General features: G+C 66.2%; 24 protein-coding genes. 15 read left to right on the top strand and 9 right to left on the bottom strand.

The genetic code is table 11. The annotated features are described in order from the left end of the window. Window position 1: 1 nt before the first annotated feature. The gene (locus tag ACZ48C_RS06060; protein WP_464782504.1) at window positions 2-904 is read left to right on the top strand and encodes an NAD(P)/FAD-dependent oxidoreductase; all 903 of its coding nucleotides are present in this window, start codon (window positions 2-4) and stop codon (window positions 902-904) included. 225 nt (window positions 905-1,129) lie between these two features. Continuing rightward, on the top strand, window positions 1,130-1,390 hold the full coding sequence (locus ACZ48C_RS06055) for a YjhX family toxin (RefSeq protein WP_424547182.1): 261 nt from the start codon (window positions 1,130-1,132) through the stop codon (window positions 1,388-1,390). A 47-nt stretch (window positions 1,391-1,437) separates the two neighbouring features. Here the strand turns inward: ACZ48C_RS06055 and ACZ48C_RS06050 are convergent, their stop codons facing one another. The 4 genes from ACZ48C_RS06050 to ACZ48C_RS06035 all read right to left on the bottom strand — a co-directional run bounded on the left by ACZ48C_RS06050 (window position 1,438) and on the right by ACZ48C_RS06035 (window position 4,687). Then, window positions 1,438-1,950 (bottom strand): GNAT family N-acetyltransferase, encoded by a 513-nt coding sequence (locus ACZ48C_RS06050; protein ID WP_415212355.1) that lies wholly within the window; start codon window positions 1,948-1,950, stop codon window positions 1,438-1,440. 113 nt (window positions 1,951-2,063) lie between these two features. After that, on the bottom strand, window positions 2,064-3,545 hold the full coding sequence (gene gatA / locus ACZ48C_RS06045; RefSeq protein ID WP_464782503.1) for an Asp-tRNA(Asn)/Glu-tRNA(Gln) amidotransferase subunit GatA: 1,482 nt from the start codon (window positions 3,543-3,545) through the stop codon (window positions 2,064-2,066). Between the two features lie 45 nt (window positions 3,546-3,590). Continuing rightward, entirely contained in the window at window positions 3,591-3,878 is a 288-nt protein-coding gene (gene gatC, locus ACZ48C_RS06040) for an Asp-tRNA(Asn)/Glu-tRNA(Gln) amidotransferase subunit GatC (protein WP_119258661.1), read from the bottom strand. A 104-nt stretch (window positions 3,879-3,982) separates the two neighbouring features. Then, window positions 3,983-4,687, bottom strand: coding sequence for a metal-dependent hydrolase (locus tag ACZ48C_RS06035; protein WP_119258662.1), 705 nt, complete (start codon window positions 4,685-4,687; stop codon window positions 3,983-3,985). 132 nt (window positions 4,688-4,819) lie between these two features. On the opposite strand from ACZ48C_RS06035, the gene ACZ48C_RS06030 reads away from it, so the two are divergent. Together ACZ48C_RS06030 and ruvX are read left to right on the top strand one after the other, a co-directional pair. After that, window positions 4,820-5,116: an alkylphosphonate utilization protein gene (locus ACZ48C_RS06030; RefSeq protein WP_464782502.1), complete on the top strand. Its 297-nt coding sequence runs from the start codon at window positions 4,820-4,822 to the stop codon at window positions 5,114-5,116. 9 nt (window positions 5,117-5,125) lie between these two features. Beyond that, the gene (ruvX, locus tag ACZ48C_RS06025; RefSeq protein ID WP_424547185.1) at window positions 5,126-5,608 is read left to right on the top strand and encodes a Holliday junction resolvase RuvX; all 483 of its coding nucleotides are present in this window, start codon (window positions 5,126-5,128) and stop codon (window positions 5,606-5,608) included. Here ruvX and ACZ48C_RS06020 read toward each other — a convergent pair. Both ACZ48C_RS06020 and ACZ48C_RS06015 read right to left on the bottom strand, forming a co-directional pair. Beyond that, window positions 5,557-5,880, bottom strand: coding sequence for a DUF6105 family protein (locus ACZ48C_RS06020; protein ID WP_119258665.1), 324 nt, complete (start codon window positions 5,878-5,880; stop codon window positions 5,557-5,559). The genes ruvX and ACZ48C_RS06020 overlap by 52 nt on opposite strands. Next, window positions 5,877-6,035 (bottom strand): hypothetical protein, encoded by a 159-nt coding sequence (locus tag ACZ48C_RS06015; RefSeq protein WP_162911518.1) that lies wholly within the window; start codon window positions 6,033-6,035, stop codon window positions 5,877-5,879. The genes ACZ48C_RS06020 and ACZ48C_RS06015 overlap by 4 nt, the downstream gene beginning before the upstream one ends. 182 nt (window positions 6,036-6,217) lie before the next feature. Between ACZ48C_RS06015 and ACZ48C_RS06010 the strand changes: the two genes are divergently transcribed. Continuing rightward, window positions 6,218-7,153: an AEC family transporter gene (locus ACZ48C_RS06010; RefSeq protein WP_318911400.1), complete on the top strand. Its 936-nt coding sequence runs from the start codon at window positions 6,218-6,220 to the stop codon at window positions 7,151-7,153. Here the strand turns inward: ACZ48C_RS06010 and ACZ48C_RS06005 are convergent. Then, complete coding sequence (locus ACZ48C_RS06005; protein WP_119258667.1) at window positions 7,135-8,781, bottom strand: acyl-CoA dehydrogenase family protein; 1,647 nt, start codon at window positions 8,779-8,781, stop codon at window positions 7,135-7,137. The two genes, ACZ48C_RS06010 and ACZ48C_RS06005, sit on opposite strands and share 19 nt — an antisense overlap. A 172-nt stretch (window positions 8,782-8,953) precedes the next feature. Here ACZ48C_RS06005 and ACZ48C_RS06000 point away from each other — a divergent pair, with 172 nt between their 5' ends. The 4 genes from ACZ48C_RS06000 to dprA all read left to right on the top strand — a co-directional run bounded on the left by ACZ48C_RS06000 (window position 8,954) and on the right by dprA (window position 13,116). Next, window positions 8,954-9,895: an aspartate carbamoyltransferase catalytic subunit gene (locus tag ACZ48C_RS06000; RefSeq protein WP_119258668.1), complete on the top strand. Its 942-nt coding sequence runs from the start codon at window positions 8,954-8,956 to the stop codon at window positions 9,893-9,895. After that, window positions 9,892-11,184 (top strand): dihydroorotase, encoded by a 1,293-nt coding sequence (locus ACZ48C_RS05995; protein ID WP_464782501.1) that lies wholly within the window; start codon window positions 9,892-9,894, stop codon window positions 11,182-11,184. The genes ACZ48C_RS06000 and ACZ48C_RS05995 overlap by 4 nt, the downstream gene beginning before the upstream one ends. A gap of 172 nt (window positions 11,185-11,356) precedes the next feature. Next, window positions 11,357-11,962 carry a glycerol-3-phosphate 1-O-acyltransferase PlsY gene (plsY, locus tag ACZ48C_RS05990; RefSeq protein WP_234189392.1) on the top strand — a complete coding sequence of 202 codons (606 nt, stop codon included), beginning with the start codon at window positions 11,357-11,359 and terminating at the stop codon, window positions 11,960-11,962. Between the two features lie 2 nt (window positions 11,963-11,964). Further along, entirely contained in the window at window positions 11,965-13,116 is a 1,152-nt protein-coding gene (dprA, locus tag ACZ48C_RS05985; RefSeq protein WP_464782500.1) for a DNA-processing protein DprA, read from the top strand. Here dprA and ACZ48C_RS05980 read toward each other — a convergent pair. Beyond that, window positions 13,048-13,302 carry a hypothetical protein gene (locus tag ACZ48C_RS05980; RefSeq protein WP_119258679.1) on the bottom strand — a complete coding sequence of 85 codons (255 nt, stop codon included), beginning with the start codon at window positions 13,300-13,302 and terminating at the stop codon, window positions 13,048-13,050. The genes dprA and ACZ48C_RS05980 overlap by 69 nt on opposite strands. 258 nt (window positions 13,303-13,560) lie before the next feature. Between ACZ48C_RS05980 and topA the strand changes: the two genes are divergently transcribed. From topA to rpmG, 6 genes are all read left to right on the top strand, one after another. After that, complete coding sequence (gene topA / locus ACZ48C_RS05975) at window positions 13,561-16,218, top strand: type I DNA topoisomerase (protein ID WP_318911397.1); 2,658 nt, start codon at window positions 13,561-13,563, stop codon at window positions 16,216-16,218. 4 nt (window positions 16,219-16,222) lie between these two features. Further along, the gene (rnr, locus tag ACZ48C_RS05970; RefSeq protein ID WP_464782499.1) at window positions 16,223-18,574 is read left to right on the top strand and encodes a ribonuclease R; all 2,352 of its coding nucleotides are present in this window, start codon (window positions 16,223-16,225) and stop codon (window positions 18,572-18,574) included. A 29-nt stretch (window positions 18,575-18,603) separates the two neighbouring features. Beyond that, window positions 18,604-19,074, top strand: coding sequence for a DUF983 domain-containing protein (locus ACZ48C_RS05965; protein WP_464782498.1), 471 nt, complete (start codon window positions 18,604-18,606; stop codon window positions 19,072-19,074). Further along, a complete protein-coding gene (locus tag ACZ48C_RS05960; protein ID WP_464782497.1) occupies window positions 19,071-19,733 on the top strand; it encodes an NUDIX hydrolase in 663 nt (220 codons plus the stop codon). The genes ACZ48C_RS05965 and ACZ48C_RS05960 overlap by 4 nt, the downstream gene beginning before the upstream one ends. 13 nt (window positions 19,734-19,746) lie before the next feature. After that, the gene (locus ACZ48C_RS05955) at window positions 19,747-20,931 is read left to right on the top strand and encodes an MFS transporter (protein WP_119258684.1); all 1,185 of its coding nucleotides are present in this window, start codon (window positions 19,747-19,749) and stop codon (window positions 20,929-20,931) included. Between the two features lie 94 nt (window positions 20,932-21,025). Continuing rightward, window positions 21,026-21,193, top strand: coding sequence for a 50S ribosomal protein L33 (gene rpmG / locus ACZ48C_RS05950; RefSeq protein ID WP_003547442.1), 168 nt, complete (start codon window positions 21,026-21,028; stop codon window positions 21,191-21,193). Between the two features lie 650 nt (window positions 21,194-21,843). Here the strand turns inward: rpmG and ACZ48C_RS05945 are convergent. After that, window positions 21,844-23,211: a PleD family two-component system response regulator gene (locus ACZ48C_RS05945; RefSeq protein WP_464782496.1), complete on the bottom strand. Its 1,368-nt coding sequence runs from the start codon at window positions 23,209-23,211 to the stop codon at window positions 21,844-21,846. Window positions 23,212-23,215: the final 4 nt, after the last annotated feature.

Here is a 23,215-nt window from a genome sequence, read left to right as displayed (position 1 = left end):
CATGACCGAAGATGCCATCATCATCGGCGGGGGCTTTGCCGGCCTTTCCGCCGCCATGCAGCTCGCCCGCGCCCGCCGCCGCATCACCATTGTCGACACCGGCGAGCCGCGCAATCGCTTCGCCGCTCATTCGCACGGCTTCCTCGCGCAGGACGGAAGGCCGGGCGGCGAGATCCTTGCCGATGCCCGCCGCCAGCTTGCCGCCTACGAGACCGTGACCTTCCGTGATGCGCCGGCCGAGGGGCTGGAGGGGGAAAGGGACGCCTTCTGCGTGGTCACCGGCGACGGCGGGCGGATCGCGGCGCGGCGCGTGCTGCTCGCGACGGGTTTCGAGGACCGGCTGCCCGCCATTCCGGGCCTTGCGGAGCGCTGGGGCAAGACGGTGCTGCATTGCCCCTATTGCCATGGCTATGAAGTGGGCGGCGGGCCGGTCGGGGTGCTCGCACGCACGGCGGAGGCCGCGCGCTTCGCGGCGGTGGTCGCCGACTGGGGCGATGTCACGCTCTTCACCAATCAGGTGCCGGAGCCGGACGAGGAGGCCCTTGCCGTTCTCGCGAAACGCAATGTGAAGCTACGGCCGGGCCGCGTCACGGCCATTTCAGATGGCCCTGACGGCATGCTCGCCGTCGAGACCGGCCCCGGCATTCCGACGCTGGTCAAGGCGCTGTTTGTCATGCCGGAGGCGCGGGTGCGCAGCGCCATTCCGGCCGACCGCGGCCTGAGGCTGAAGGAGACGCCCGTCGGCAGCATCCTCGACACCGACGACACCGGCCAGACCTCCCTGCCCGGCCTCTATGCCGCCGGCGACATCGCGCTCGGCGCTGCCAATATTTCGCTCGCCTCGGCCAATGGCGTGAAGACCGGTGTCTTCCTGCACCATTCGCTGATCTGGCCCACGCATTGACCTTTACGGATGCCCCGGCTATTTCGGGGCATCCGCAATGGAGTTTTGATGTCTAGCTCTGAGGCCCGCTGAGGACCCTGCCCGCGAAAGCTTGCGCGCAGGGTCGGAAAAACGATGAGCCCTGCCACCCCTCGGTGGCGGAACGTTTTTTCGCGTTCATTCGAACGCCGGACGGATTCTCAGAACAATGGACATTTCACGCGCCGAACACGGATTCTCAGAACAATGGACATTTCACGCGCCGAACAGCGCATCCTCCACCTGCTCGCCCAGGGCGGCAGGATCGATATCGAAAAAGACGACGACACCCGCAAGATCGTAACGGTCGCCTGCATCACGCGGGACGGCTGGCGGGCGGGCGGCCTCGATCTCGAACTTTTCCGCAAGCTGAAACGCCGGCGCTGCATCGCGTCTTCCGGCGGCAGGCCCTACCGCATCACGCAGCGGGGCCTGGAGCTGGTGCGCGCGCAGCAGGATAACCAGTGACCGACGAACAGTGAAGCGACGGGAGGCGCGGCGAAAGCCCGCCTCCCTCAAAAACCGCCCGGCCCGTAGCCGATCGGCTCGTCCGCGACGAGCTGTCGGCGCAGGCCGATGGATTCGACGTTGCGGTCGAGCCGCGGCGAATAATCCACCGACAGCCAGCTCACCGAATAGCCGTGCTTCTGGAAGAAGCCGACGGCCGCGGTGTTGCGCGCATGCGTCTGGAGGCGCGCGGCCTCCAATCCGGCCGCGACGATCTCGTTTTCCATCGCGGCAAGCAGGGCGGAACCGAGCCCCTTCCGCTGCTGCGGCGGATCGATCCAGAGATCGGTGATCTCGTCGTCCAGCGCCTCGCGCGAGGCCCAGCCCGCAAGGACGCCGCCGAATTCGGCGACGCTGGCGCGCAGCCAATGGGCGGCAAGGAATTGCTGGAAGGCATTGCGGGCATGGTCGCGCCGCACCTGGAGGTCGGCCACGCCGGTGACGGCCTGTTCCCAGGCCCTGACGCCGATGTCGATCAGCGCCGGTACATCTTCCTCGAGGGCATTGCGAACGGTGATCATGCGGCTCTCTCCGCCGCCATCAAAGCACCGCGCGGCGCGATTGGCGAGAGACGCCGACCGCTATCCACGGAGATGATGAAGCGGCGGAAGCCGATAAGGGGCCGGACGCCCCCTTACCACCAGCGCGTCGGCGCGAAGCGGCCGGCGGCCTTTTCGATGACATGGGCCGTCTTGAAGAGGGTTTCCTCCTCGAAGGGCTTGCCGATGAGCTGGAGGCCGAGCGGCAGGCCCTTGTGATCGAGACCGGCGGGAACGGAAAGGCCCGGCAGGCCCGCCATGTTCACCGTCACCGTGAAGATGTCGTTGAGATACATCTTCACCGGATCGGAGGCGAGGTCCTCGTCGGCGATGCCGAAGGCCGACGACGGGGTGGCGGGCGTCAGAATGGCATCGACGCCGGCATGGAAGGCCAGTTCGAAGTCGCGCTTGATGAGCGTGCGCACCTTCTGGGCCTGCAGGTAATAGGCGTCGTAGTAGCCGGCCGAGAGCACATAGGTGCCGATCATGATGCGGCGCTTGACCTCGGTGCCGAAGCCGGCCGCACGGGTCTTCTCGTACATGTCGACGATATCCTTGCCGTCGACGCGCAGGCCGTAGCGCACGCCGTCGTAGCGGGCGAGGTTTGAGGAGGCTTCCGCCGGGGCGACGATGTAATAGGCCGGCAGGGCGTATTTCGTGTGCGGCAGGGAGATGTCGACGACTTCGGCGCCGGCATCCTTCAGCCAGGCGATGCCCTGCTGCCAGAGCGCCTCGATCTCCTCCGGCATGCCGTCGACGCGGTATTCGCGCGGAATGCCGATGCGCATGCCCTTCAGCGACTGGCCGAGCGAGGCTTCGTAATCCGGCACCGGCAGGTCGACCGAGGTCGTATCCTTGGCGTCGACGCTGGCCATGGATTTCAGGAGGATCGCGGCGTCGCGGACGTCGCGGGCGATGGGGCCGGCCTGGTCGAGCGAGGAGGCGAAAGCGACGATGCCCCAGCGCGAGCAGCGGCCGTAGGTCGGCTTGATGCCGACCGTGCCGGTGAAGGCGGCGGGCTGGCGGATCGAGCCGCCGGTATCCGTGGCGGTCGCGCCGGCGCACAGGAACGCGGCGACGGCGGCGGCCGAACCGCCCGAGGAGCCGCCCGGCACGAGATCGGCATTGGAGCCGGCCGCGCGCCACGGGTTCTTCACCGGGCCATAATAGGAAGACTCGTTGGAGGAGCCCATGGCGAACTCGTCCATGTTCAGCTTGCCGAGCATGACGGCGCCGTCGTTCCACAGGTTCTGCGTGACGGTCGATTCGTATTTCGGCTTGAAGCCGTCGAGGATGTGGCTGCAGGCCTGCGTGTGCACGCCCTCGGTGGCGAAGAGGTCCTTGATGCCGAGCGGAATGCCTTCCAGCGCGCCCGAATTGCCGGCGGCTATGCGGGCGTCGGAGGCCTTCGCCATCTCGCGCGCCTTTTCCGGCGTGACGGTGACATAGGCGTTGAGCGCACCGTTCGCGGCCTCGATCGCGCCGAGATAGGCGTCCGTCAGTTCGACGGCGGTGATCTCCTTGGCGCCGAGCTTTTCGCGGGCTTCGGCAATGGTGAGGCGGGTGAGTTCGGTCATGGAAGGACTACTTTCGGAAGCGGACGGCTCTGGCGGCGAAGGGCGTTATTCGACGACCTTGGGCACCTGGAAGAAGTTGCGGTCGGACGCCGGGGCATTGGCGACGATATCGTCCGCCTTGCTGCCGTCGTTGACGACGTCTTCGCGCTTGCGCATCTCCATGGGCGTGACGGATGTCATCGGCTCGACGCCCTCGACATTCACCTCGGAAAGCTGCTCGACGAAGCCGAGGATGCCGTTCAGCTCGCCCATCATGCGGCTTGCCTCTTCCTCGCTGACGGCGATGCGGGCAAGGCGCGCGACGCGCTTCACGGTGGCTAGATCTACGGACATGGATGGTCTCCGACAGGAAATTTCCTACCCGCTATACTGACCAAGCCCAAGGGGCGCAACGGGGGAATGCCCCCTTTGCAGCCCCTCGCCGCTTTTCCGGCTGCTCAGCGCGATACCGAGCCGCCGACCTTCGGCACCTCGATCTTCGCCGACGCGCCGTCCATCGCCTGCACGAAGAGGTCGGCCGTCTGGTCGATGATGCCGAAGGAGCCATAGTGGCAGGGCAGAACGGTGTCGAACTTGAAGAAGCGCTGGCAGGCGAGCGCGGCCACGGCACCGCCCATGGTGAAGCGGTCGCCGATCGGCACCAGGCCGATTTCCGGCTGGTGCAGCTCATTGACCAGCGCCATGTCGGAGAAGATGTCGGTGTCGCCCATGTGGTAGAGCGTCGGCTCGTCCTCGAAATGGAGGACGAGGCCATTGGCATTGCCGAGCGAATGGGAAACGCCGTCCTCGGTGATCTGCGCAGAGGAATGGAGCGCATTGACGAAGGTGGTCGAGAAGCCGTCGAAATGCACGGTGCCGCCGGTATTGCCCATGTCGACCTTCTCCACGCCCTTCGCGCCGAGCCAGGCGGCAAGGTCCGCATTGGCGAGAACCGTCGCGCCGGTTTCCGCCGCGATCTTGATCGTATCGCCGACATGGTCGCCGTGGCCGTGGGTCAAGAGGACATGGGTGAGGCCTGCGACGGCGTCCTTGCGGGTCGATTCGTCGAAGGCGGGATTGCCGGTGAAGAACGGGTCGATGAGGATTCTGGCCTTCGCCGTTTCGATCCGGAAGGCGGAGTGGCCGAGCCAGGTGATTTTCATACGTGTTCTCCCGATTGAGTGCCTGCCCGCAATATAGAAACCGCGAAGGCTGTTTCCATCCGCGGCGCGAACGCTATAAGCGTGATTTAAACCTTATAAGCGCGGCTTACACCATAATGAAGGAACCCCGCCATGAGCGACGACGACTACATCTATGACGAAGCCACCGGCGAATGGCGTCCGGCCTCGGAAATCGCAGCCGAAAAGGCCGCCTCGAACGTGGTGCACGATGCCAGCGGCAATGTGCTCGCGGACGGCGATTCGGTCGTGCTGATCAAGGACCTGAAGGTGAAGGGCGCCGGCCAGACGCTGAAACAGGGCACCGTGATCCGATCGATCCGCCTCACCGACAATCCGGAAGAGATCGACTGCCGGCACGACGCGATCAGGGGCCTCGTGCTGCGCACCGAATTCGTCCGCAAGCGCTGAGGGCTTTTCATGGCGACGCTCACCCTCGAAGAACTGGCGGCGATCCTCGGCCCCGGCCAGCCGATCGCCGGCCTCGACCTCGGCACCAAGACCATCGGCCTTTCCGTCTCGGACCTCGGCCGGCGGCTGGCGACGCCCCGGCCGGTGCTGAAGCGGGTGAAGTTCACGCAGGATGCCGAGGTGCTGCTCGCCTTTGCCGGGAAGGAGAAGGTCGTCGCCTTCGTCATCGGCCTGCCGATGAACATGGACGGCAGCGCCGGCCCGCGCGTGCAGGCGACGCGCGCCTTCGTGCGCTCGATGGCCGACAAGACCGACATCCCCTTCGTCTTCTGGGACGAGCGGCTGTCGACGGTCGCGGCGGAGCGCACGCTGATCGAGATGGACGTCTCGCGCAAGAAGCGGGCCGAGCGGATCGATTCGGCCGCCGCCTCCTTCATCCTTCAAGGCGCGCTGGACAGGCTCTCGTCGCTGGCAAGGGCTGCCGACGCCTGACGGCGCGCCCGCCACCAGGCGGCGATCTGCCTGCGGCGGCGGAAGGCGATGAGGCCGAACACCAGGAAACTGTCGAAGACGATGGCACGCAGCACGAGCGGCGGCAGGTCTTCCGGCGGAATGCCGAGGATATGGCCGTAGATGCGGAAGACGAGGTCATGCGCATCGCGCGTCAACATGAAGATGCCGAAATTCATGTCGTAGTAGGAAAGCCCGTACCAGCTTCCAAGCAGCGCAATGGGACCGGCCCAGAGAATCAGGAACCACTTCATGCCGCCCTCCTCCGCATCGCGAAGAGGTCGCCGGCTGCAAAGATCATCTCGCTGACCGCCACGCCCGCAACGAGCACGAGGAGCGGCACGACGATATCCACCGCCGCGAAGGAAAACAGGGTCGTCATGACCGATATGCGGGCCGTTCTGGCCATGGCAGGCACTCGCTTCACATGGTTAACACCAAGTAAACAGCACCTTTGCCCGTTAACCTTCCCCGCGCAACGGAAACCCTGCATTAAGGTTAATTTCCACACGGCGCGTCCCGGCCCTGCCCCTTGCAAGGCCGGCCGCGGCGTGGAATGAGCAGCGGTCCCTTCCCTGCCGATCCGGTGCCATGCCCGCCATCTTCGAAAGCATCCTGCCCGTCTTCCTGCTCGTGGTCCTCGGCGCCCTACTCAAGCGCTGGCGGCTGATCGACCGCGACATGTGGACGGGGCTCGAACAGCTCGGCTTCTTCGTGCTGTTCCCCTCTCTGCTCTTCACCACGCTCGCCAAGGCGGAATTCGCCGGCATGGCGGCGGGCGACGTCGCCCTCGGCTCCATCGGGTCGCTCAGCCTCATCGCGCTCCTCCTGGGCCTTTGCTGGCCACTATTCCGGGCGGCGGGCATTTCGCCGCCGACCTATACCTCAGTCTTCCAGACCTCGACGCGGTGGAACGCCTTCATCGCGCTGGCGATCGCCGAAAAGCTCTATGGCGCGCAGAGCCTCGCGCTCGTCGCACTGGTGGCGACGCTGATCATCATCCCGATCAACCTCTACAATATCGGCGTGCTGGTGCTCTTCGGCGGCGGCACGCGAAGCCTCGGGACCTTCGCGCGGAAGATCCTGACCAATCCGATGATCATCGGCTCGGTGCTCGGCGTCGCGGTGAACCTTCTCGGCATCCGCATCTATGCGCCGCTGATGCAGACGGCAGAGCTGGTGGCGGATACCTCGCTCAGCCTCGGGCTCATCATGGTGGGGGCCGGGCTGAAGCTCGCGGATGCCCTGCGGCCCCGGCCGCTGGTCTTTCTTCCCGTCGTGCTCAAGCTGCTCTTCATGCCGCTGGTCATGACGGGCGCGGCCTATGCGCTCGGCATGCGCGGCGAGCAGCTTCTCACCATCGCCATGGGCGCGAGCGTGCCGACCGCCATGAACGGCTATGTGCTGGCAAAGCAGATGGGCGGCGACGCGCCCTTCTACGCCGCCGTGGCGACGCTCCAGACGATCGCCTCCTTCTTCACCATTCCGATGGTGCTGGCGACGACGGCTTATCTCGCAGGCGGATAGAGCAGGTCGACGATATAGGCCGAATCGAAGCGCGAATCGAGCATACCGTAGGTCGAGCGCCAGCCGGAGGCGAGGCGCGTTTCCAGGAACGCATCGGCGATGCGGCCGGCACCGGCGCGGTAGAGCTCGGCGGCGGCGGCGGCAAGCGCGAGCTGCTCGATGAGCATGCGGGCCGCGCCCTCGTCGCGCTCGCAGAGCGACAGGCAGGCGCGCAGCACCTCCACCGTCTTGCGGCCTGCCGGGCCGAGATCGCGGGCAAGGCCAGCAAAGAGCATCTCGAAGAGATCCTTGCCCCGGCCGATGACGCGCATCAGGTCGAGCGCCATGACATTGCCGGAGCCTTCCCAGATCGCGTTGACCGGCGCCTCGCGGTAGTGCCGGGCGATGGGCCGCTCCTCGACATAGCCGCTGCCGCCGATGCATTCCATCGCCTCGTAGATGAGGGCGGGCGCGATCTTGCAGCACCAGTATTTGGTGACCGGCGTCATGATGCGGGCATAGGCGGCGTCTTCCGCGCTGTCGCGCGCCTTGTCGAAGGCTTCGGCAAGGCGCAGGGAAAGCGCGGTCGCCGCCGCGACGTCGAGCGCCATGTCGGCGAGGACCCGCGTCATGATCGGCTGGGCGACGAGCGGCTTGCCGAAGACATGGCGGCCGCGGGTATGGTGCACGGCCTCGGCCAGCGAGGCGCGCATGATGCCGGAGGAGGCCAGCGCGCAGTCGAGCCGCGTCAACGTCACCATGTCGAGGATCGTGCGGATACCGGCATCCGGCGCGCCGAGCAGGAAGCCGAAGGTCTCGGAGAACTCGACCTCCGAGGAGGCGTTGGAGCGGTTGCCGAGCTTGTCCTTCAACCGCTGGAAGCGCAGGCCGTTGCTGGAGCCGTCCTCCAGCAGGCGCGGCACGAGGAAGCAGCCGATGCCCTCGCGGGTCTGCGCCAGCATGACGAAGCCGTCGCTCATCGGCGCGGACATGAACCACTTGTGGCCGGTCAGTCGGTAGATGCCCTCGCCGACGCGCTCGGCACGCGAGGTGTTGGCGCGCACATCCGTGCCGCCCTGCTTTTCCGTCATGCCCATGCCGATGGTGACGGCGCTCTTCTGCATGGCGGGCTTGTTGGTGGAATCGTATTTGCGCGACAGGATCTTGCGGCCCCATTCGCGCTGCACCTGCGGCGAGGCGGAAAGCGCGGCGACCGAGGCGCTCGTCATCGTCAGCGGGCAGAGATGGCCGCATTCGAGCTGCGCCGTCAGGTAGAAGCGCACGGCGCGCGCCTTGTGCGCCCTGCCCTGCTCGTCGGGCACGTTTTCCCAGAGCGAGGAATGCAGGCCGTTCGCCATGGAGCGGCGCATCAGCGCGTGCCAGGCCGGATGGAAATCCACGACATCGAGCCGCTCGCCGCGCGGACCGTGCGTGCGAAGCTGCGGCACGCCTTCGTTCGCCATGCGGGCGAGCTCCTGCGCCTCCGGCGCGGTCACGTAGCGGCCGATCGCGTCGAACTCGTCGCGCAGCGCCTTCGGCATGGCATCGGTGGCATCGACCAGCAGCGGGTCGGAGCGATAGGCGTTGATGCCCGACCAGAGCGGCGGCTGGTTGAGATCGGCAAGTTTTTGTTCGGTGTCGCGAGTCATGAGCGGGTTCTATCCCAAGTCGGGGCGGTGCGAAACGGGGCCTTGCGGCCGCAGGCGCGGTTGCGCGCACAAAAGCGTGGGAATGCGCAAAGCATTGATCCCTTCGCCTTGCCGGGGCCGGATCGAGGCTCTATAGACCCCGCGTATCCACGACAGTTGAGGCGGAGCCCCCATGGACTTCTTTCCGCATCGCCACCTTCTCGGCATCAAGGGTTTGACCGAGCAGGAAATCACCCTCCTGCTCGACCGCGCCGACGAGGCCGTGAAGATCTCCCGCCAGCGGGAGAAGAAGACGTCGACCCTTCGGGGCCTGACGCAGATCAATCTCTTCTTCGAGGCCTCCACCCGCACGCAATCCTCCTTCGAGCTTGCCGGCAAACGCCTCGGCGCCGACGTGATGAACATGTCGGTCGGCAATTCCTCGGTGAAGAAGGGCGAGACGCTCATCGACACGGCGATGACGCTGAACGCCATGCACCCCGACGTGCTGGTGGTGCGCCACTCCTCGGCCGGCGCCGCCGCGCTGCTGGCGCAGAAGGTCTCCTGCTCGGTGGTCAATGCCGGCGACGGCCAGCACGAGCACCCGACGCAGGCCCTTCTCGACGCGCTGACCATCCGCCGCGCCAAGGGCAAGCTCTCGCGCATCATCGTCGCCATCTGCGGCGACGTGCTGCACTCGCGGGTCGCCCGCTCAAACATCCTGCTGCTCAACGCCATGGGCGCGCGGGTGCGCGTCGTCGCCCCGGCGACGTTGCTGCCCTCCGGCATCGCGGAGATGGGCGCAGAGGTCTACCACTCCATGGAAGAGGGCCTGAAGGACGCGGATGTCGTGATGATGCTGCGCCTCCAGCGCGAGCGCATGTCCGGCGCCTTCGTTCCCTCTGTGCGCGAATATTTCCACTATTTCGGCCTTGATGCCGAGAAGCTGAAGGCGGCGAAGGAGGATGCGCTCGTCATGCATCCCGGCCCGATGAACCGCGGCGTCGAGATCGCGTCGGAGATCGCCGACGGACCGCAGAGCGTGATCGAGCAGCAGGTCGAGATGGGCGTCGCCGTCCGCATGGCCGTGATGGAAACGCTTCTCCTCTCGCAGAACCAGGGTGCCCGCGCATGACCCGCACCACCGTCCTCAAGAACCTCCGCATCGTCGATCCTTCCCGCAACCTCGACGAATCCGGCTCCATCGTCATCGAGAACGGCAGGATTGCCGCCATCGGCAGCGGCGCGCAGAACCAGGGCGCGCCCGAGGGCGCCGAGATCGTCGACGGGCGCGGCATGATCGCCGCTCCCGGGCTTGTCGACGCCCGGGTCTTCGTCGGCGAGCCCGGCGCGGAGCACCGCGAGACCATCGAATCGGCCTCCCGCGCGGCGGCGGCTGGTGGCGTCACCACCTTCATCATGATGCCGGACACCGATCCGGTTATCGACGACATCGCGCTCGTCGAATTCGTGCTGAAGACGGCACGTGACAAGGCCGTGGTGAACATCCACGCGGCGGCCGCGCTCACCAAGCATCTCGCCGGCGAGGAGATGACGGAATTCGGCCTGCTCAAGGCGGCCGGCGCCGTCGCCTTCACCAATGGGCGCAACCCGATGCACAATGCGCAGGTGCTGCGCCGCGCGATGACCTATGCCCGCGAATTCGGCAGCGTCATTTCGCTGGAGACGCGCGACAAGCACCTGGGCGCCGGCGGCGTCATGAACGAGGGGCTTCTGGCAAGCTGGCTCGGCCTTTCCGGCACGCCGCGCGAGGCCGAACTCATCCCGCTCGAACGGGACCTGCGCATCGCCGGCCTCACCCGCGCGAAATACCATGCCGCACAGATCTCGGTGCCGGAATCGGCGGAGGCCGTGAAGATCGCCCGCGAGCGCGGCGCGAACGTCACCTGCGCCGCCTCGATCAACCACCTGACCTTGAACGAGAACGACATCGGCGAATACCGCACCTTCTTCAAGCTCTCCCCGCCCCTGCGCGGCGAGGACGACCGCAAGGCGATGGTGGATGCGCTTGCTCGGGGCGAGATCGACATCATCGTCTCCTCCCACGACCCGCAGGACGTCGACACCAAGCGCCTGCCCTTCGCGGATGCCGCGGACGGCGCCATCGGCCTCGAGACCATGCTGGCCGCGGCGCTCCGCCTCCACCACAGCGGCGAGGTTCCGCTGATGCGCCTCATCGATGCGCTCTCGACACGCCCGGCAAAGATCTTCGGCCTCGATGCCGGCACGCTGGCGCCGGGCGCCCGCGCCGACATCGTGCTGATCGATCCGGACGAGCCGTGGCTCGCCGTCAAGGACGGCTTCGTTTCGCGCTCGAAGAACACGCCGTTCGAAGATGCCCGCTTTACGGGGCGCGCCGTTAGCACCTATGTTGCCGGCGAACGGGTGCATTCGCTCGGCTGACGGGACGCGGCGAATTGCCCCTCATCCGCCCTGCCGGGCACCTTCTCCCCGCAGGCGGGGAGAAGGAGACTTGCCGCAACGCTTCCATTCGCCTCCCCGCTTGTGAGGAGGAGGTCAGGGGCAGAGCGGTTCCATGGAAAGAGACGTCTCGGGGGAGAACACAGTGTCCGACATCTTCACCTGGCAGCTCGGCGCCTTGCCGACGCTGGCCGCCCTCGCCTTCGGCTATCTTCTCGGCTCTATCCCCTTCGGCCTGATCCTCACCCGCATGGCGGGGCTCGGCGACGTGCGCGCCATCGGCTCCGGCAATATCGGCGCGACGAACGTGCTGCGCACCGGCAACAAGAAGCTCGCGGCCGCAACGCTGCTGCTCGACGCGCTGAAGGGCACGGCAGCGGCGGCCATCGCCTCGCGCTGGGGGCTCGATGCCGGCATCGCGGCGGGCCTTGCCGCCTTTCTCGGCCATCTCTTTCCCGTCTGGCTCGGCTTCAAGGGCGGCAAGGGCGTCGCGACCTATGTTGGCGTGCTGCTCGGCCTCGTGCCGGTGATGGTGGCGGTCTTCGCCGCGGTCTGGATCGGCATGGCCTATCTCACCCGCTATTCGTCGCTCTCGGCCCTGGTTGCAACAATCGTATCTCCGGTTGTATTGTGGTTCCTCGGTCACGAGAAGGTGGCGCTGCTCTTCGCCGTCCTCACCGTGATCACCTGGTGGAAGCATCGGGCCAATATCGGCCGTTTGATGAACGGCACCGAAAGCAGGATCGGCAGCAAGGGATAGCCATGGACGACCGCAGCGCAAGGACAAGGGGAATTGCGCTGACGGAACGACAGAGGATCGCCTGGCTGCGGCTGATCCGCAGTGACAATGTCGGTCCGGTTACCTTCCGCGAGCTCATCAATCATTTCGGCAGCGCCGAGACGGCGCTGGAAATGCTGCCGGAACTCTCCCGCCGCGGCGGGGCCTCGCGCAGCATCCGCGTCGCCGGCCGGGCCGAGGCGGAACGGGAGCTGGAGATCGCCGAGCGGCACGGCGCCGGCTTCGTGGGCATCGGCGAGCCGGACTATCCGCCGCTCCTGCGCCAGATCGACGGCGCGCCGCCGCTCCTCGCCGTCAAGGGCAACCGCAAGGTCACGGCGGCGCCGGCCGTCGGCATCGTCGGCGCGCGCAACGCCTCGATCTCCGGCATCAAGTTCGCCAGCCTCGTCGCGCGGGAGGTCGGGCGCACCGGCTATGTCATCGTGTCGGGCCTTGCGCGCGGCATCGATACGGCGGCCCACCGCGCCAGCCTTTCCACCGGCACCATCGCCGCCATGGCCGGCGGGCTCGACAAGCCCTATCCGCCGGAAAATATCGGCCTGCTGGAGGAGCTGACGGACGGACAGGGCCTTGCCGTCAGCGAAATGCCCTTCGGCTGGGAGCCGCGGGCGCGGGACTTTCCCCGCCGCAACCGGCTGATCGCCGGCATGGCGCTCGGACTGGTGGTCGTGGAGGCGGCGGTGCGCTCCGGCTCCCTGATCACGGCGCGCAACGCGGCCGATTTCGGCCGGCTGGTCTTCGCGGTGCCCGGCTCGCCGCTCGATCCGCGCTGCGAAGGCACCAACGGCCTGCTCAAGGACGGCGCGACCATCACCACGACGCCGGAGGATGTGCTGGAGGCCCTGCGGCCGCTGTCGGAGCCGGACCTCTTCACCCCCCGCCCCGGCGCCGGCGAGCCGGCGGAGGACCTCGCGCCCGGCCTGCGGCTGCCGCCGAGCGACGGGGAGCGCGACCGTATCGCGGATGCGCTGAGCCAGGTGCCCGCCGAGATCGACGAGATCATCCGCCATACCGGCATCCCGGCCGCGACGGTCTATCTCGTCCTTCTAGAACTTGACCTTGCCGGCCGGCTTCAGCGGCATGTCGGCGGCGGCGTCTCGCTGAACCTTGAATGACAGCGGGCGCAACCCCGCCAGGATATCGCCCGCCTCCATATAGGCCATCTCGATGAAATAGCGCAGGACGTCCGCACCCTCGTTGTTCACGACGGTGCGCAGCTCGCCCAGCATCTGGCGGCTGTAGGCGATATTCTCCTCTGCCGTATGCGGCGGAAGCGCAGGTCTGGTGGGTTTCGAGTTCATGGCTTTCCCGTTGTGCCTACGTTTCGGAATCACCGAAAGGTTGCAATTCCTCTCCCTAGGAAACGATACAACGATTATTTATAATTGCAACACCACAATAATCTCGTATTGGTTGCATCTCGTTGCATTCGACTAATTTCAACCCTACCTCTTGACCCGAACGCTTTCCCTGTTCATGTCGAGACACGACTTTCCGGCGGATAAACGCCCTTTCGCCGCGCATCCAACCCTGCGGCGCCCGGTATCAGAGAAATGACGATGAATGTTGTAGTTGTGGAATCGCCCGCCAAGGCCAAGACGATCAACAAGTATCTCGGCCCCGGCTACAAGGTGCTCGCCTCCTTCGGCCATGTGCGCGACCTGCCGGCCAAGGACGGCTCCGTGCGCCCGGACGAGGACTTCGAAATGTCCTGGGAAGTCGACAGCGCATCCGCCAAGCGCATCAAGGACATCGCCGACGCGATGAAGTCCTCCGACGGCCTCATTCTCGCGACCGACCCGGATCGCGAGGGAGAAGCCATTTCCTGGCACGTTCTGGACGTACTCAAGAAGAAGAAGGTGATCGGCGACAAGCCGGTCAAGCGCGTCGTCTTCAACGCCATCACCAAGTCGGCCGTGCTCGATGCCATGCGCAACCCGCGCGACATCGATATTTCGCTGGTGGACGCCTATCTCGCCCGCCGCGCGCTCGACTATCTCGTCGGCTTCAACCTGTCGCCGGTGCTCTGGCGCAAGCTGCCGGGCGCCCGCTCGGCCGGCCGCGTGCAGTCGGTCGCGCTGCGCCTCGTCTGCGACCGCGAGTCCGAGATCGAGCGCTTCGTCTCGGAAGAATACTGGAACCTCTCCGCGCTCCTGAAGACCCCGCGCGGCGACGAATTCGAGGCGCGCCTCGTCTCGGCCGAAGGCAAGCGCCTGCAGGCGAAATCCATCGGCAACGGCGAGGAGGCGAACCGCCTCAAGGCCCTGCTCGACGGCGCGGCCTACCGCGTCGAGAGCGTCGAGGCCAAGCCGACGAAGCGCAACCCGGCCCCGCCCTTCACCACATCCACGCTCCAGCAGGCCGCCTCCTCCAAGCTCGGCTTCTCGGCCTCGCGCACCATGCAGGTCGCGCAGCGGCTCTATGAGGGCATCGACATCGGCGGCGAGACGGTCGGTCTCATCACCTATATGCGTACCGACGGCGTGCAGATGGCGCCGGAGGCGATCGACGCGGCCCGCAAGGCCGTCGGCGAGCAGTTCGGTGCGCGCTACGTGCCGGAAAAGCCCCGCTTCTACTCCACCAAGGCCAAGAACGCCCAGGAAGCCCACGAGGCAATCCGCCCGACCTCCTTCGACCGCACGCCGGACCAGGTGCGCCGCTATCTCGACCCCGATCAGCTTCGCCTCTACGACCTCGTCTGGAAGCGCGGCATCGCCAGCCAGATGGCCTCCGCCGAGATCGAGCGCACCACCGTCGAGATCGAGGCCGACAACGGCGGCCGCAAGGCTGGCCTTCGCGCCACCGGCTCGGTCATCCGCTTCGATGGCTTCATCGCCGCCTATACGGATCAGAAGGAAGACGGCGAGCAGCCGGACGAGGGCGACGAGGACGGCCGCCTGCCGGAGATCAACGCCCAGGAAAAGCTCGACAAGCAGAAGGTGAACGCCACGCAGCACTTCACCGAGCCGCCGCCGCGCTATTCCGAAGCCTCGCTCATCAAGAAGATGGAAGAGCTCGGTATCGGCCGTCCGTCGACCTATGCCGCGACGCTGGCGACGCTGCGCGACCGCGAATATATCATCATCGACAAGCGCAAGCTGATCCCGGAGGCCAAGGGCCGGCTCGTCACCGCCTTCCTCGAAAGCTTCTTCACCCGCTATGTCGAATACGATTTCACGGCGGACCTCGAAGAGAAGCTCGACAAGATCTCGGCCGGCGAACTCGACTGGAAGCAGGTTCTCCGCGACTTCTGGAAGGACTTCTTCGCCCAGATCGAGGATACCAAGGAGCTGCGCGTCACCAACGTGCTCGACGCGCTGAACGAGGAACTGGCGCCGCTCGTCTTCCCCAAGCGCGAAGACGGCAGCGATCCGCGTATCTGCCAGGTCTGCGGCACCGGCAAGCTTTCGCTCAAGCTCGGCAAGTTCGGCGCCTTCGTCGGCTGCTCTAACTATCCGGAATGCAACTATACCCGCCAGCTTTCCGCCGATGGCGGCGCGGATGCGGAGGCGGCCGCCTCCAACGAGCCGCAGAGCCTCGGCAAGGACCCGCATACCGGCGAGGAGATCACGCTGCGCAACGGCCGCTTCGGGCCCTATGTCCAGCGCGGCGACGGCAAGGAGGCCAAGCGCGCCAGCCTGCCGAAGGGCTGGACGCCGGCGAGCATCGACCACGAGAAGGCGCTTGCCCTGCTCTCGCTGCCGCGCGACATCGGCCAGCATCCCGAGACCGGCAAGATGATCTCCGCCGGCATCGGCCGCTACGGCCCGTTCCTGCTGCATGACGGCAGCTATGCCAACCTCGAAACCGTCGAGGACGTGTTCTCCATCGGCCTCAACCGCGCCGTGACCGTGATCGCCGACAAGCAGTCGAAGGGCCCGGGCCGCGGCCGCTCCGCACCGGCCGCGCTGAAAACGCTGGGCGACCACCCGGATGGTGGCGCCATCACCGTTCGCGACGGCAAGTACGGGCCCTATGTCAACTGGGGCAAGGTCAACGCCACCCTGCCCAAGGGCAAGGCTGCCGACAGCGTCACGCTGGAAGAGGCCCTGGTGCTGATCGCCGACAAGGCCGGCAAGATGCCGGCCAAGGGCAAGAAAGCCCCGGCCAAGGCCAAGACCACGAAAACGGCCAAGGCCGGCGAAACCAAGACGGCAAAGCCGAAGGCGAAGGCTGCGGCCAAGCCCAAGGCGGCCGCGAAGGCAAAGAAGGCGTGAGGCCATGACGAAGGAACCACGCAGCCGGGCAGGACACGAAAGACGGCCCGGCCGCGCGGGCCGTGACCTGCCGCCTGCCGACAATGCCCCGATCATCCACGGCGCCGTCCCGCCGCGCGACGTGCTGCTGCGCTTCATTGCCGAGCATCCGGAACAGGCCTCCAAGCGCGAACTCGCCAAGGCCTTCGGCCTGAAGGGCGAGGCGCGCGTCGAGCTGAAGGCGTTGCTGAAATCCTTCGAGGAAGACGGACTCCTGGAAAAGCGCCGCAAGTCGCTGGTGCGGCCGGGCGCCCTGCCCCCCGTCACCGTGCTCGACATCACCACGCGCGACGTCGACGGCGAGCTGATCGGCCGCCCGGCGGAATGGCTCGACGATGCGGGCGTCGCGCCCGCCGTGCTGATCCGCCAGTCGGGCGGGCCGCGCAAGGACAAGGCGCCGGTGGCCGGGCTCGGCGACCGGGTGCTGGCGAAGATCTTCCCCGCCAAGGAACGCGGCGGGCCGGCCTATACGGGCCGCGTCATCAAGGTCCTCGACAAGAAGAAGAATTCCGGCATGGGCGTCTTCCGCTCCATGGCGGGCGGCGGCGGGCGCATCATGCCCATCGACCGGCGCGGCGAGGAGATGGAGGTCGACTCGGAATTCACGGCGGGCGCCAAGGACGGCGACCTCGTCGAGATCGATGTCGTGCGCATGGGCCGCTATGGCCTGCCGCGCGCGCAGATCAAGGGCGTGGTCGGCTCCGTCGCCTCGGAAAAGGCGATCTCGATGATCGCCATCCACGCCCACGGCATTCCCTACATCTTCCCCGATGCTGTCATCCGCGAGGCGGAGGCCGCAGGCCCCGCCACCATGTCGCATCGCGAGGACTGGCGCAGCCTCCCGCTCATCACAATCGACCCCGCCGACGCCAAGGACCATGACGACGCGGTCTTCGCCGAGCCGGATACATCGCCCGACAATCCGGGCGGCGTGATCGTCACCGTCGCCATCGCCGATGTCAGCTACTATGTCCGCCCGAAATCGGCGCTCGACCGCGAGGCGCTGAAGCGCGGCAACTCGGTCTATTTCCCGGACCGCGTCGTGCCGATGCTGCCGGAACGCATCTCCAACGACCTCTGCTCGCTGAAGGAAGGGGTCGACCGCCCGGCCCTCGCCGTGCGCATGGTCTTCTCGCATGAGGGCCGCAAGGCAAGCCACACCTTCCACCGCATCATGATGAAGAGCGCGGCCAAGCTCTCCTACCAGCAGGCGCAGGCCGCCATCGACGGCGCGCCGGACGACAAGACCGGCCCGATCCTCGAAACGATCCTGAAGCCGCTCTGGCAGGCCTATCGCATCATGACGGTCGGCCGGAACCGCCGCCAGCCGCTCGAACTCGACATGCCGGAGCGCAAGATCCTCCTGAAGGAGGACGGCACCGTGGACCGGGTCGTCGTGCCGCCGCGGCTCGATGCGCACAAGCTCATCGAGGAGATGATGATCCAGGCCAACGTCGCGGCTGCCGAGACGCTGGAGAAGAAGAAGCAGGTCCTCATCTACCGCGTGCACGACGCCCCCTCGCTTGCCAAGCAGGAGGTGCTGCGCGAGTTCCTGCAGACGCTCGACATCTCGCTGGTCAAGGGCGGCAACATGCGCTCCAACCATTTCAACGGCATCCTCGCCAAGGCCAAGGACAAGCCGTTCGAGCAGATGGTCAATGAAATGGTGCTGCGCTCGCAGAGCCAGGCGATCTACAGCCCGGAGAATATCGGCCATTTCGGCCTGAACCTCATGAAATACGCCCATTTCACCTCGCCGATCCGCCGCTATGCAGACCTGATCGTGCACCGGGCGCTGGTCGGCTCGCTCGGCCTCGGCGAAGGCGGCATCACGCCGGACGAAGAAGCCGTGCTCGACGATATCGCGGCGGAAATCTCCACCTTCGAGCGCCGCGCCATGGCGGCCGAGCGCGATACGGTCGACCGGCTGATCGCCCACCACCTTGCCGGGCGCATCGGCGAGGAATTCGACGGGCGTGTTTCCGGCGTCACCAAGGCGGGACTTTTTGTCACCCTGCCGGAGTATGGCGCCGACGGTTTCGTGCCTATATCCCTGCTCGGACGCGACTACTACATCTACGACGAGGCCCATCAGGCGCTTTCCGGCGAAAAGACCGGGCTCGGCTACCGTCTCGGGGATGAAGTGCGTGTAAGGCTCGCGGAAGCGGTGCCGCTCGCCGGTTCGCTCCGGTTCGACGTGATCAGCGAGGGACGCAAGATGCCGACGGCGGTGCGCTCGTTCCACAAGTCGGGCCGGCGCAAGGGTGGCGCGCCGAGACGCCAGCCGGGCACGCGCCCGCCCCACGGCAAACGCTAGGCCATACAGCGGCCGGCAGGAGACACGACATGCAGACGAACGAAACCGACGGCAGCACACAGCATTTCGGCGACATGCCGGCCACTACCCCCGCCGAGCGCCCGCTCGGGCGCGCCATCAAGCGCGGCATGCTGAACCGCTGCCCGGCCTGCGGCACCGGCAAGCTTTTCCGCTCCTACGTCAAGCCGGTCGACCATTGCGCCGCCTGCGGCGAGGACTACACGCACCAGCGCGCCGACGACCTGCCGCCTTATCTCGTCATCACCATCGTCGGCCATATCGTCGTCGGCGGCTACATGGCGACGGACCTCATCTGGCCGCTCAGCACCTGGCAGCACCTCGCGATCTGGACACCGATCACGCTCATCCTGTCCCTCCTCCTGCTGCAGCCCATCAAGGGCGGCGCCATCGGCCTGCAATGGGCGCTGAAGATGCACGGCTTCGGCGACAAGCGAGAGGAAGCGGAAGAATCGCCCGCCTACGGCGACAGAACCGCATGACCGCGGTCCGGCCCGTCGATGCAGCCTCCATCCTGCTTCTCGATCGGTCGGGCGGCGGAATACGCGTACTGGTCGGCCGGCGCAGCAGCCGGCATGTCTTCATGCCGGACGTCTATGTCTTTCCCGGCGGTCGGCGCGATGCGACGGACCGCCTGGTTCCCGTCTCCGGTCCGCTGAACCCGCTCGCCTGCGAGCGGCTTGCACTGCGGACGGGCACGCGATGTTCCGATTCGCGCCTGCGCGCCCTCGGCGTGGCGGCGCTGCGCGAACTCTACGAGGAGGCCGGCATCGCCGTCGGCCGCCCGCTGGACGCCGTGGCCGGGGGCGACCTCCCCTTCCGGCCGGACCTTTCCAACCTGCGCTTCCTCGCCCGCGCCATCACGCCCGCCGGCATGGTGCGGCGTTTCGATACCCGCTTTTTCACGTTCTTCACCGACGAAGCCGGCATCGATCCGGCCGGCGCGACCGCCAGCCACGAGCTGGAAGACGTGCAATGGATCGATATTTTTGATCACGGGGGCATCGATATGCCCGACATAACCGTATTGATCCTTGAAGAGCTTCGAAAAAGCATTCAGGAAGACAAGTCTTTACCCTTCGGGAGAGCCGCACCGCTGTACTACACCCAGCGCGGGCGCTTCCTGCGGGACCTGCTTTGAGGATCGATTGCATATGACGCAGCCGCAATCCGGCACAACCGGCCCGGTGGAGCACATTCACCGGCGGTCTCTCATTGCAGCCATCGCGGCCATTTCCGCAGTCGGCATCGCCATGGGCCTCGGCCTGCCGCTGCTCTCCATCATCATGGAAAAGCGCGGCATCTCCTCCACGATGATCGGCATCAATTCCGCCATGGCCGGCATCGCCGCCATGGCCGCCGCGCCCTTCACGACGCGCCTTGCGCATGACTGGGGCACCTCCACGACCATGCTCGGCGCAATCCTGCTCGCCGCCGTCAGCGGCCTCGGCTTCTACTACATCGAGAATTTCTGGCTCTGGTTCCCTCTGCGCCTCGTCTTCCACGGCGCGACGACCATGCTCTTCATCCTCTCCGAGTTCTGGATCAACGCGGCGGCGCCGCCGCGCCGGCGCGGGCTGGTGCTCGGCATCTATGCGACCGTGCTGTCGCTCGGCTTTGCCACCGGCCCCCTCATCTTCTCGCTGATCGGCAGCGACGGCGTGCTGCCCTTCGCGCTCGGGGCCGCGATCATCCTGCTCGCCGCCGTTCCCATCTTCATCGCGCGCGGCGAGAGCCCGATCATCGACGAGAAGCCGGAGCTGCATTTCATGCGCTACATCCTCCTCGTGCCGACGGCGACGGCGGCGGTCTTCATCTTCGGAGCTGTGCAGGTGGGCGGGCTCTCGCTGCTGCCGATCTACGGCACGCGCGCCGGCTTCACCGAATCGCAGGCCGCCCTGCTGCTCACCGTCATGGGCATCGGCAACATGGCCTTCCAGATCCCGCTCGGCATGCTTTCCGACCGCATGCGGGACCGCAGGAGCCTCCTGACGATCATGGCCGCCATCGGCCTCGTCGGCGCGCTCTCGCTGCCTGTCATCTCGCACAACTGGCTGCTGATGGCGGCGGTGCTGCTCGTGTGGGGCGGCTGCGTGGCGGGCCTCTACACGATCGGCCTCAGCCATCTCGGCTCCCGCCTCACCGGCGCGGATCTCGCCGCCGCCAATGCCGCCTTCATCTTCTGCTATGCGGTCGGCACGGTGGTCGGGCCGCAGGCGATCGGCGCGGCGATGGATGTCGGCGGCAATGACGGTTTTGCCTGGGCAATCGTCGGTTTCTTCGGCCTTTACCTGGTACTTTCTCTGGTGCGGATGGTTTTCCGGCCGAAACGGGCTTGACTTTTCGGGCGCGATTTGTAGTTTCCGGCCAGATTTAAAGCCGTGGAACAGAATGGCTGTCCGCGGCTTCGTTTTTCATAAAGGCAGGACGACCATGGCCAAGGCTACCACCATCAAGATCAAGCTGCTGTCGACGGCCGACACCGGTTTCTTCTACGTGACCACGAAGAACAGCCGTACGATGACGGACAAGATGACCAAGACCAAGTACGACCCGGTCGCCAAGAAGCACGTCGAATTCAAGGAAACCAAGATCAAGTGATCCTGGGAGCCCTTTGAGGTTCGCAAAGGCGCTGGACGGAAACGTCCGGCGCCTTTTCTTTTGCCCCCCTCGCCTGCAACCTCCTGCAACCGCCCGAATCGAAACGCCGCCCCCGTTTCCGGGAGCGGCGTCGAAACGGGGGTCGGTCAGGCACGACGACGGCACGAGGATTCCGTTTATGTCGTAGCTGACCGACCGACCCCACGACCCAGGAGATGCGGCGGACCTAGCATCATGGGGTAACCGGTTGTGCGGGCTTGTTTCCCGCCTATGAGTTGAGCATCGCGCGAAAGAGAAAAAAAATCAACGAATTCTTAACGCTCGCGGACCGCGTCCTTGTCTCATAGTTAACCGCCGGGCCCTGTTTTGTTCCATCGAGCGGCAGTTTCGTCATGGAAGGCGACACAGCGACGGGCGGCCGATTCGATCGTGGCACGAGCAAATCCACAACCGAGGAAACCTGCCGCCCTCACACGGCCAGATTGCGAAATCTGCAAGCCGTTGATTAGCTTCATCAAAAATGAATGGTACGACATACGGCCGAAAACCTGCCGAGAGACGTCAAGTTAACATGCGTCCAGGAATGCCCGGCAACTGCCCGGAATCAAAGATAAATGCCGGAAATGTGAATGCCCCTGTGGAAAAGCCGCTCAGGCGGCCGCGGCCACAACCCGGTTGCGGCCCGAGCGCTTGGCCTCGTAGAGCGCGGCGTCGGCACGCTTCACCAGCGCCTCGGGGCTGTCCCCTTCCGGCAGGATCGAGGCGATGCCCATGGAGGCGGTAATCGGCAGGAAGACATCCGTGCCGGGAATGCGGAAGGGCTCCCGCTCGACGATCGCCCGCAGGCGCTCGGCGACGCCCGCCGCCATCTCGGCGGAGGTATCGGGCATGACCAGCACGAACTCCTCCCCGCCATAGCGGCAGGCAAGGTCCGCGCCGCGCACGGCGGAGCGCACGCGGCTGGCGAATTCGCGCAGCACGGCATCGCCCGCATCGTGGCCATAGGTGTCGTTGACCAGCTTGAAGCGGTCGATATCCGTCATGCAGACGGAGAGCGCGCGGCCGCGCGCGGTCGCGCGGTCGATCAGCAGCTTCATGTGGTTGTCGAGATAGCGGCGGTTGTGCAGGCCCGTCAGACCGTCGGTGACGGCAAGCTCGATGGTCTGGCGCACGCTGGCGCGCAGGCGGTCGTTGCAGCGCTTGCGGCGGATCTGCGTGAGGCTGCGGGCGATCAGCTCGTTGGGATCGATCGGGCGCACCAGATAGTCGGTGACGCCGAGATCCAGCGCCCGCACGACCATGTCGTCGTCGCCCTGCTCGGCGATCAGCAGGATCGGCAGGAAGCGCGTGCGCTCCAGCGAGCGAAGCTGCGAGCAGAGGCGCAGCGGATCGTAGTCCTCGAAATTGGCGTTGACGATCACCAGCTCGTAATTGCTCTCGGCCGCCTGGAAGAGCGCGGCCTGCGGGTCGGACATGCAGGTGACGTCGGCGATGGGCTTCAGCGCGCGGGCGATGCGCTCCTGCGAGGTGGCGCGGCCATCGACGAGCAGGACGTCGCCCGGCTCGTCGCCGAGATTGCTGTCCAGTCCCTCTTCGAGGGAAATCGCGCGGGCCGTTGCGGCGCGCAGGCGCAGCTCGTCCGTCAGCGTCTTGAGACGCACGAGGCTCTTGACCCGCGACATGAGCTGCAGGTCGTTGACCGGCTTGGTCAGGAAGTCGTCGGCGCCGGCCTTGAGGCCGCGCACGCGGTCGGAGGGCTGGTCGAGCGCCGTGACCATGACGACGGGAATATGGGCGGTGCGCGGATTGGCCTTCAGCCGCTCGCAGACCTCGAAGCCGTCGATGCCCGGCATCATGATGTCGAGGAGAATGAGGTCGACCTGGGTGCTTTCGCAGATGGACAGGGCCTCGTAGCCGTTCTCGGCCGTCAGCACGTCGAAATATTCGGCTAGGAGGCGCGCTTCGAGCAGCTTCACATTGGCCGGGATATCGTCGACGACGAGGATGCGCGCTGTCATGTCG

This window comes from Shinella sp. 1A1, from assembly GCF_055379515.1.
Note: the sequence above shows the minus strand (reverse complement) of the source record. Positions and strands in the feature narration are given on the sequence as shown.

Excerpts from the sequence above, each read along its gene's own strand:
- ACZ48C_RS06020 (WP_119258665.1), bottom strand. The coding sequence starts at position 5,880 with ATGAAGTGGTTCCTGATTCTCTGGGCCGGTCCCATTGCGCTGCTTGGA.
- ACZ48C_RS05995 (WP_464782501.1), top strand. The coding sequence starts at position 9,892 with ATGACCCGCACCACCGTCCTCAAGAACCTCCGCATCGTCGATCCTTCC.
- ACZ48C_RS05965 (WP_464782498.1), top strand. The coding sequence starts at position 18,604 with ATGCAGACGAACGAAACCGACGGCAGCACACAGCATTTCGGCGACATG.
- ACZ48C_RS05960 (WP_464782497.1), top strand. The coding sequence starts at position 19,071 with ATGACCGCGGTCCGGCCCGTCGATGCAGCCTCCATCCTGCTTCTCGAT.
- ACZ48C_RS06000 (WP_119258668.1), top strand. The coding sequence starts at position 8,954 with ATGGACTTCTTTCCGCATCGCCACCTTCTCGGCATCAAGGGTTTGACC.
- gatC (WP_119258661.1), bottom strand. The coding sequence starts at position 3,878 with ATGTCCGTAGATCTAGCCACCGTGAAGCGCGTCGCGCGCCTTGCCCGC.
- ACZ48C_RS05980 (WP_119258679.1), bottom strand. The coding sequence starts at position 13,302 with ATGAACTCGAAACCCACCAGACCTGCGCTTCCGCCGCATACGGCAGAG.
- ACZ48C_RS06055 (WP_424547182.1), top strand. The coding sequence starts at position 1,130 with ATGGACATTTCACGCGCCGAACAGCGCATCCTCCACCTGCTCGCCCAG.
- ACZ48C_RS06010 (WP_318911400.1), top strand. The coding sequence starts at position 6,218 with ATGCCCGCCATCTTCGAAAGCATCCTGCCCGTCTTCCTGCTCGTGGTC.
- ACZ48C_RS06005 (WP_119258667.1), bottom strand. The coding sequence starts at position 8,781 with ATGACTCGCGACACCGAACAAAAACTTGCCGATCTCAACCAGCCGCCG.
- rnr (WP_464782499.1), top strand. The coding sequence starts at position 16,223 with ATGACGAAGGAACCACGCAGCCGGGCAGGACACGAAAGACGGCCCGGC.
- ACZ48C_RS06050 (WP_415212355.1), bottom strand. The coding sequence starts at position 1,950 with ATGATCACCGTTCGCAATGCCCTCGAGGAAGATGTACCGGCGCTGATC.
- dprA (WP_464782500.1), top strand. The coding sequence starts at position 11,965 with ATGGACGACCGCAGCGCAAGGACAAGGGGAATTGCGCTGACGGAACGA.
- ruvX (WP_424547185.1), top strand. The coding sequence starts at position 5,126 with ATGGCGACGCTCACCCTCGAAGAACTGGCGGCGATCCTCGGCCCCGGC.
- gatA (WP_464782503.1), bottom strand. The coding sequence starts at position 3,545 with ATGACCGAACTCACCCGCCTCACCATTGCCGAAGCCCGCGAAAAGCTC.
- ACZ48C_RS05955 (WP_119258684.1), top strand. The coding sequence starts at position 19,747 with ATGACGCAGCCGCAATCCGGCACAACCGGCCCGGTGGAGCACATTCAC.
- topA (WP_318911397.1), top strand. The coding sequence starts at position 13,561 with ATGAATGTTGTAGTTGTGGAATCGCCCGCCAAGGCCAAGACGATCAAC.
- ACZ48C_RS05945 (WP_464782496.1), bottom strand. The coding sequence starts at position 23,211 with ATGACAGCGCGCATCCTCGTCGTCGACGATATCCCGGCCAATGTGAAG.
- ACZ48C_RS06030 (WP_464782502.1), top strand. The coding sequence starts at position 4,820 with ATGAGCGACGACGACTACATCTATGACGAAGCCACCGGCGAATGGCGT.
- rpmG (WP_003547442.1), top strand. The coding sequence starts at position 21,026 with ATGGCCAAGGCTACCACCATCAAGATCAAGCTGCTGTCGACGGCCGAC.
- ACZ48C_RS06015 (WP_162911518.1), bottom strand. The coding sequence starts at position 6,035 with ATGGCCAGAACGGCCCGCATATCGGTCATGACGACCCTGTTTTCCTTC.
- ACZ48C_RS06035 (WP_119258662.1), bottom strand. The coding sequence starts at position 4,687 with ATGAAAATCACCTGGCTCGGCCACTCCGCCTTCCGGATCGAAACGGCG.
- ACZ48C_RS06060 (WP_464782504.1), top strand. The coding sequence starts at position 2 with ATGACCGAAGATGCCATCATCATCGGCGGGGGCTTTGCCGGCCTTTCC.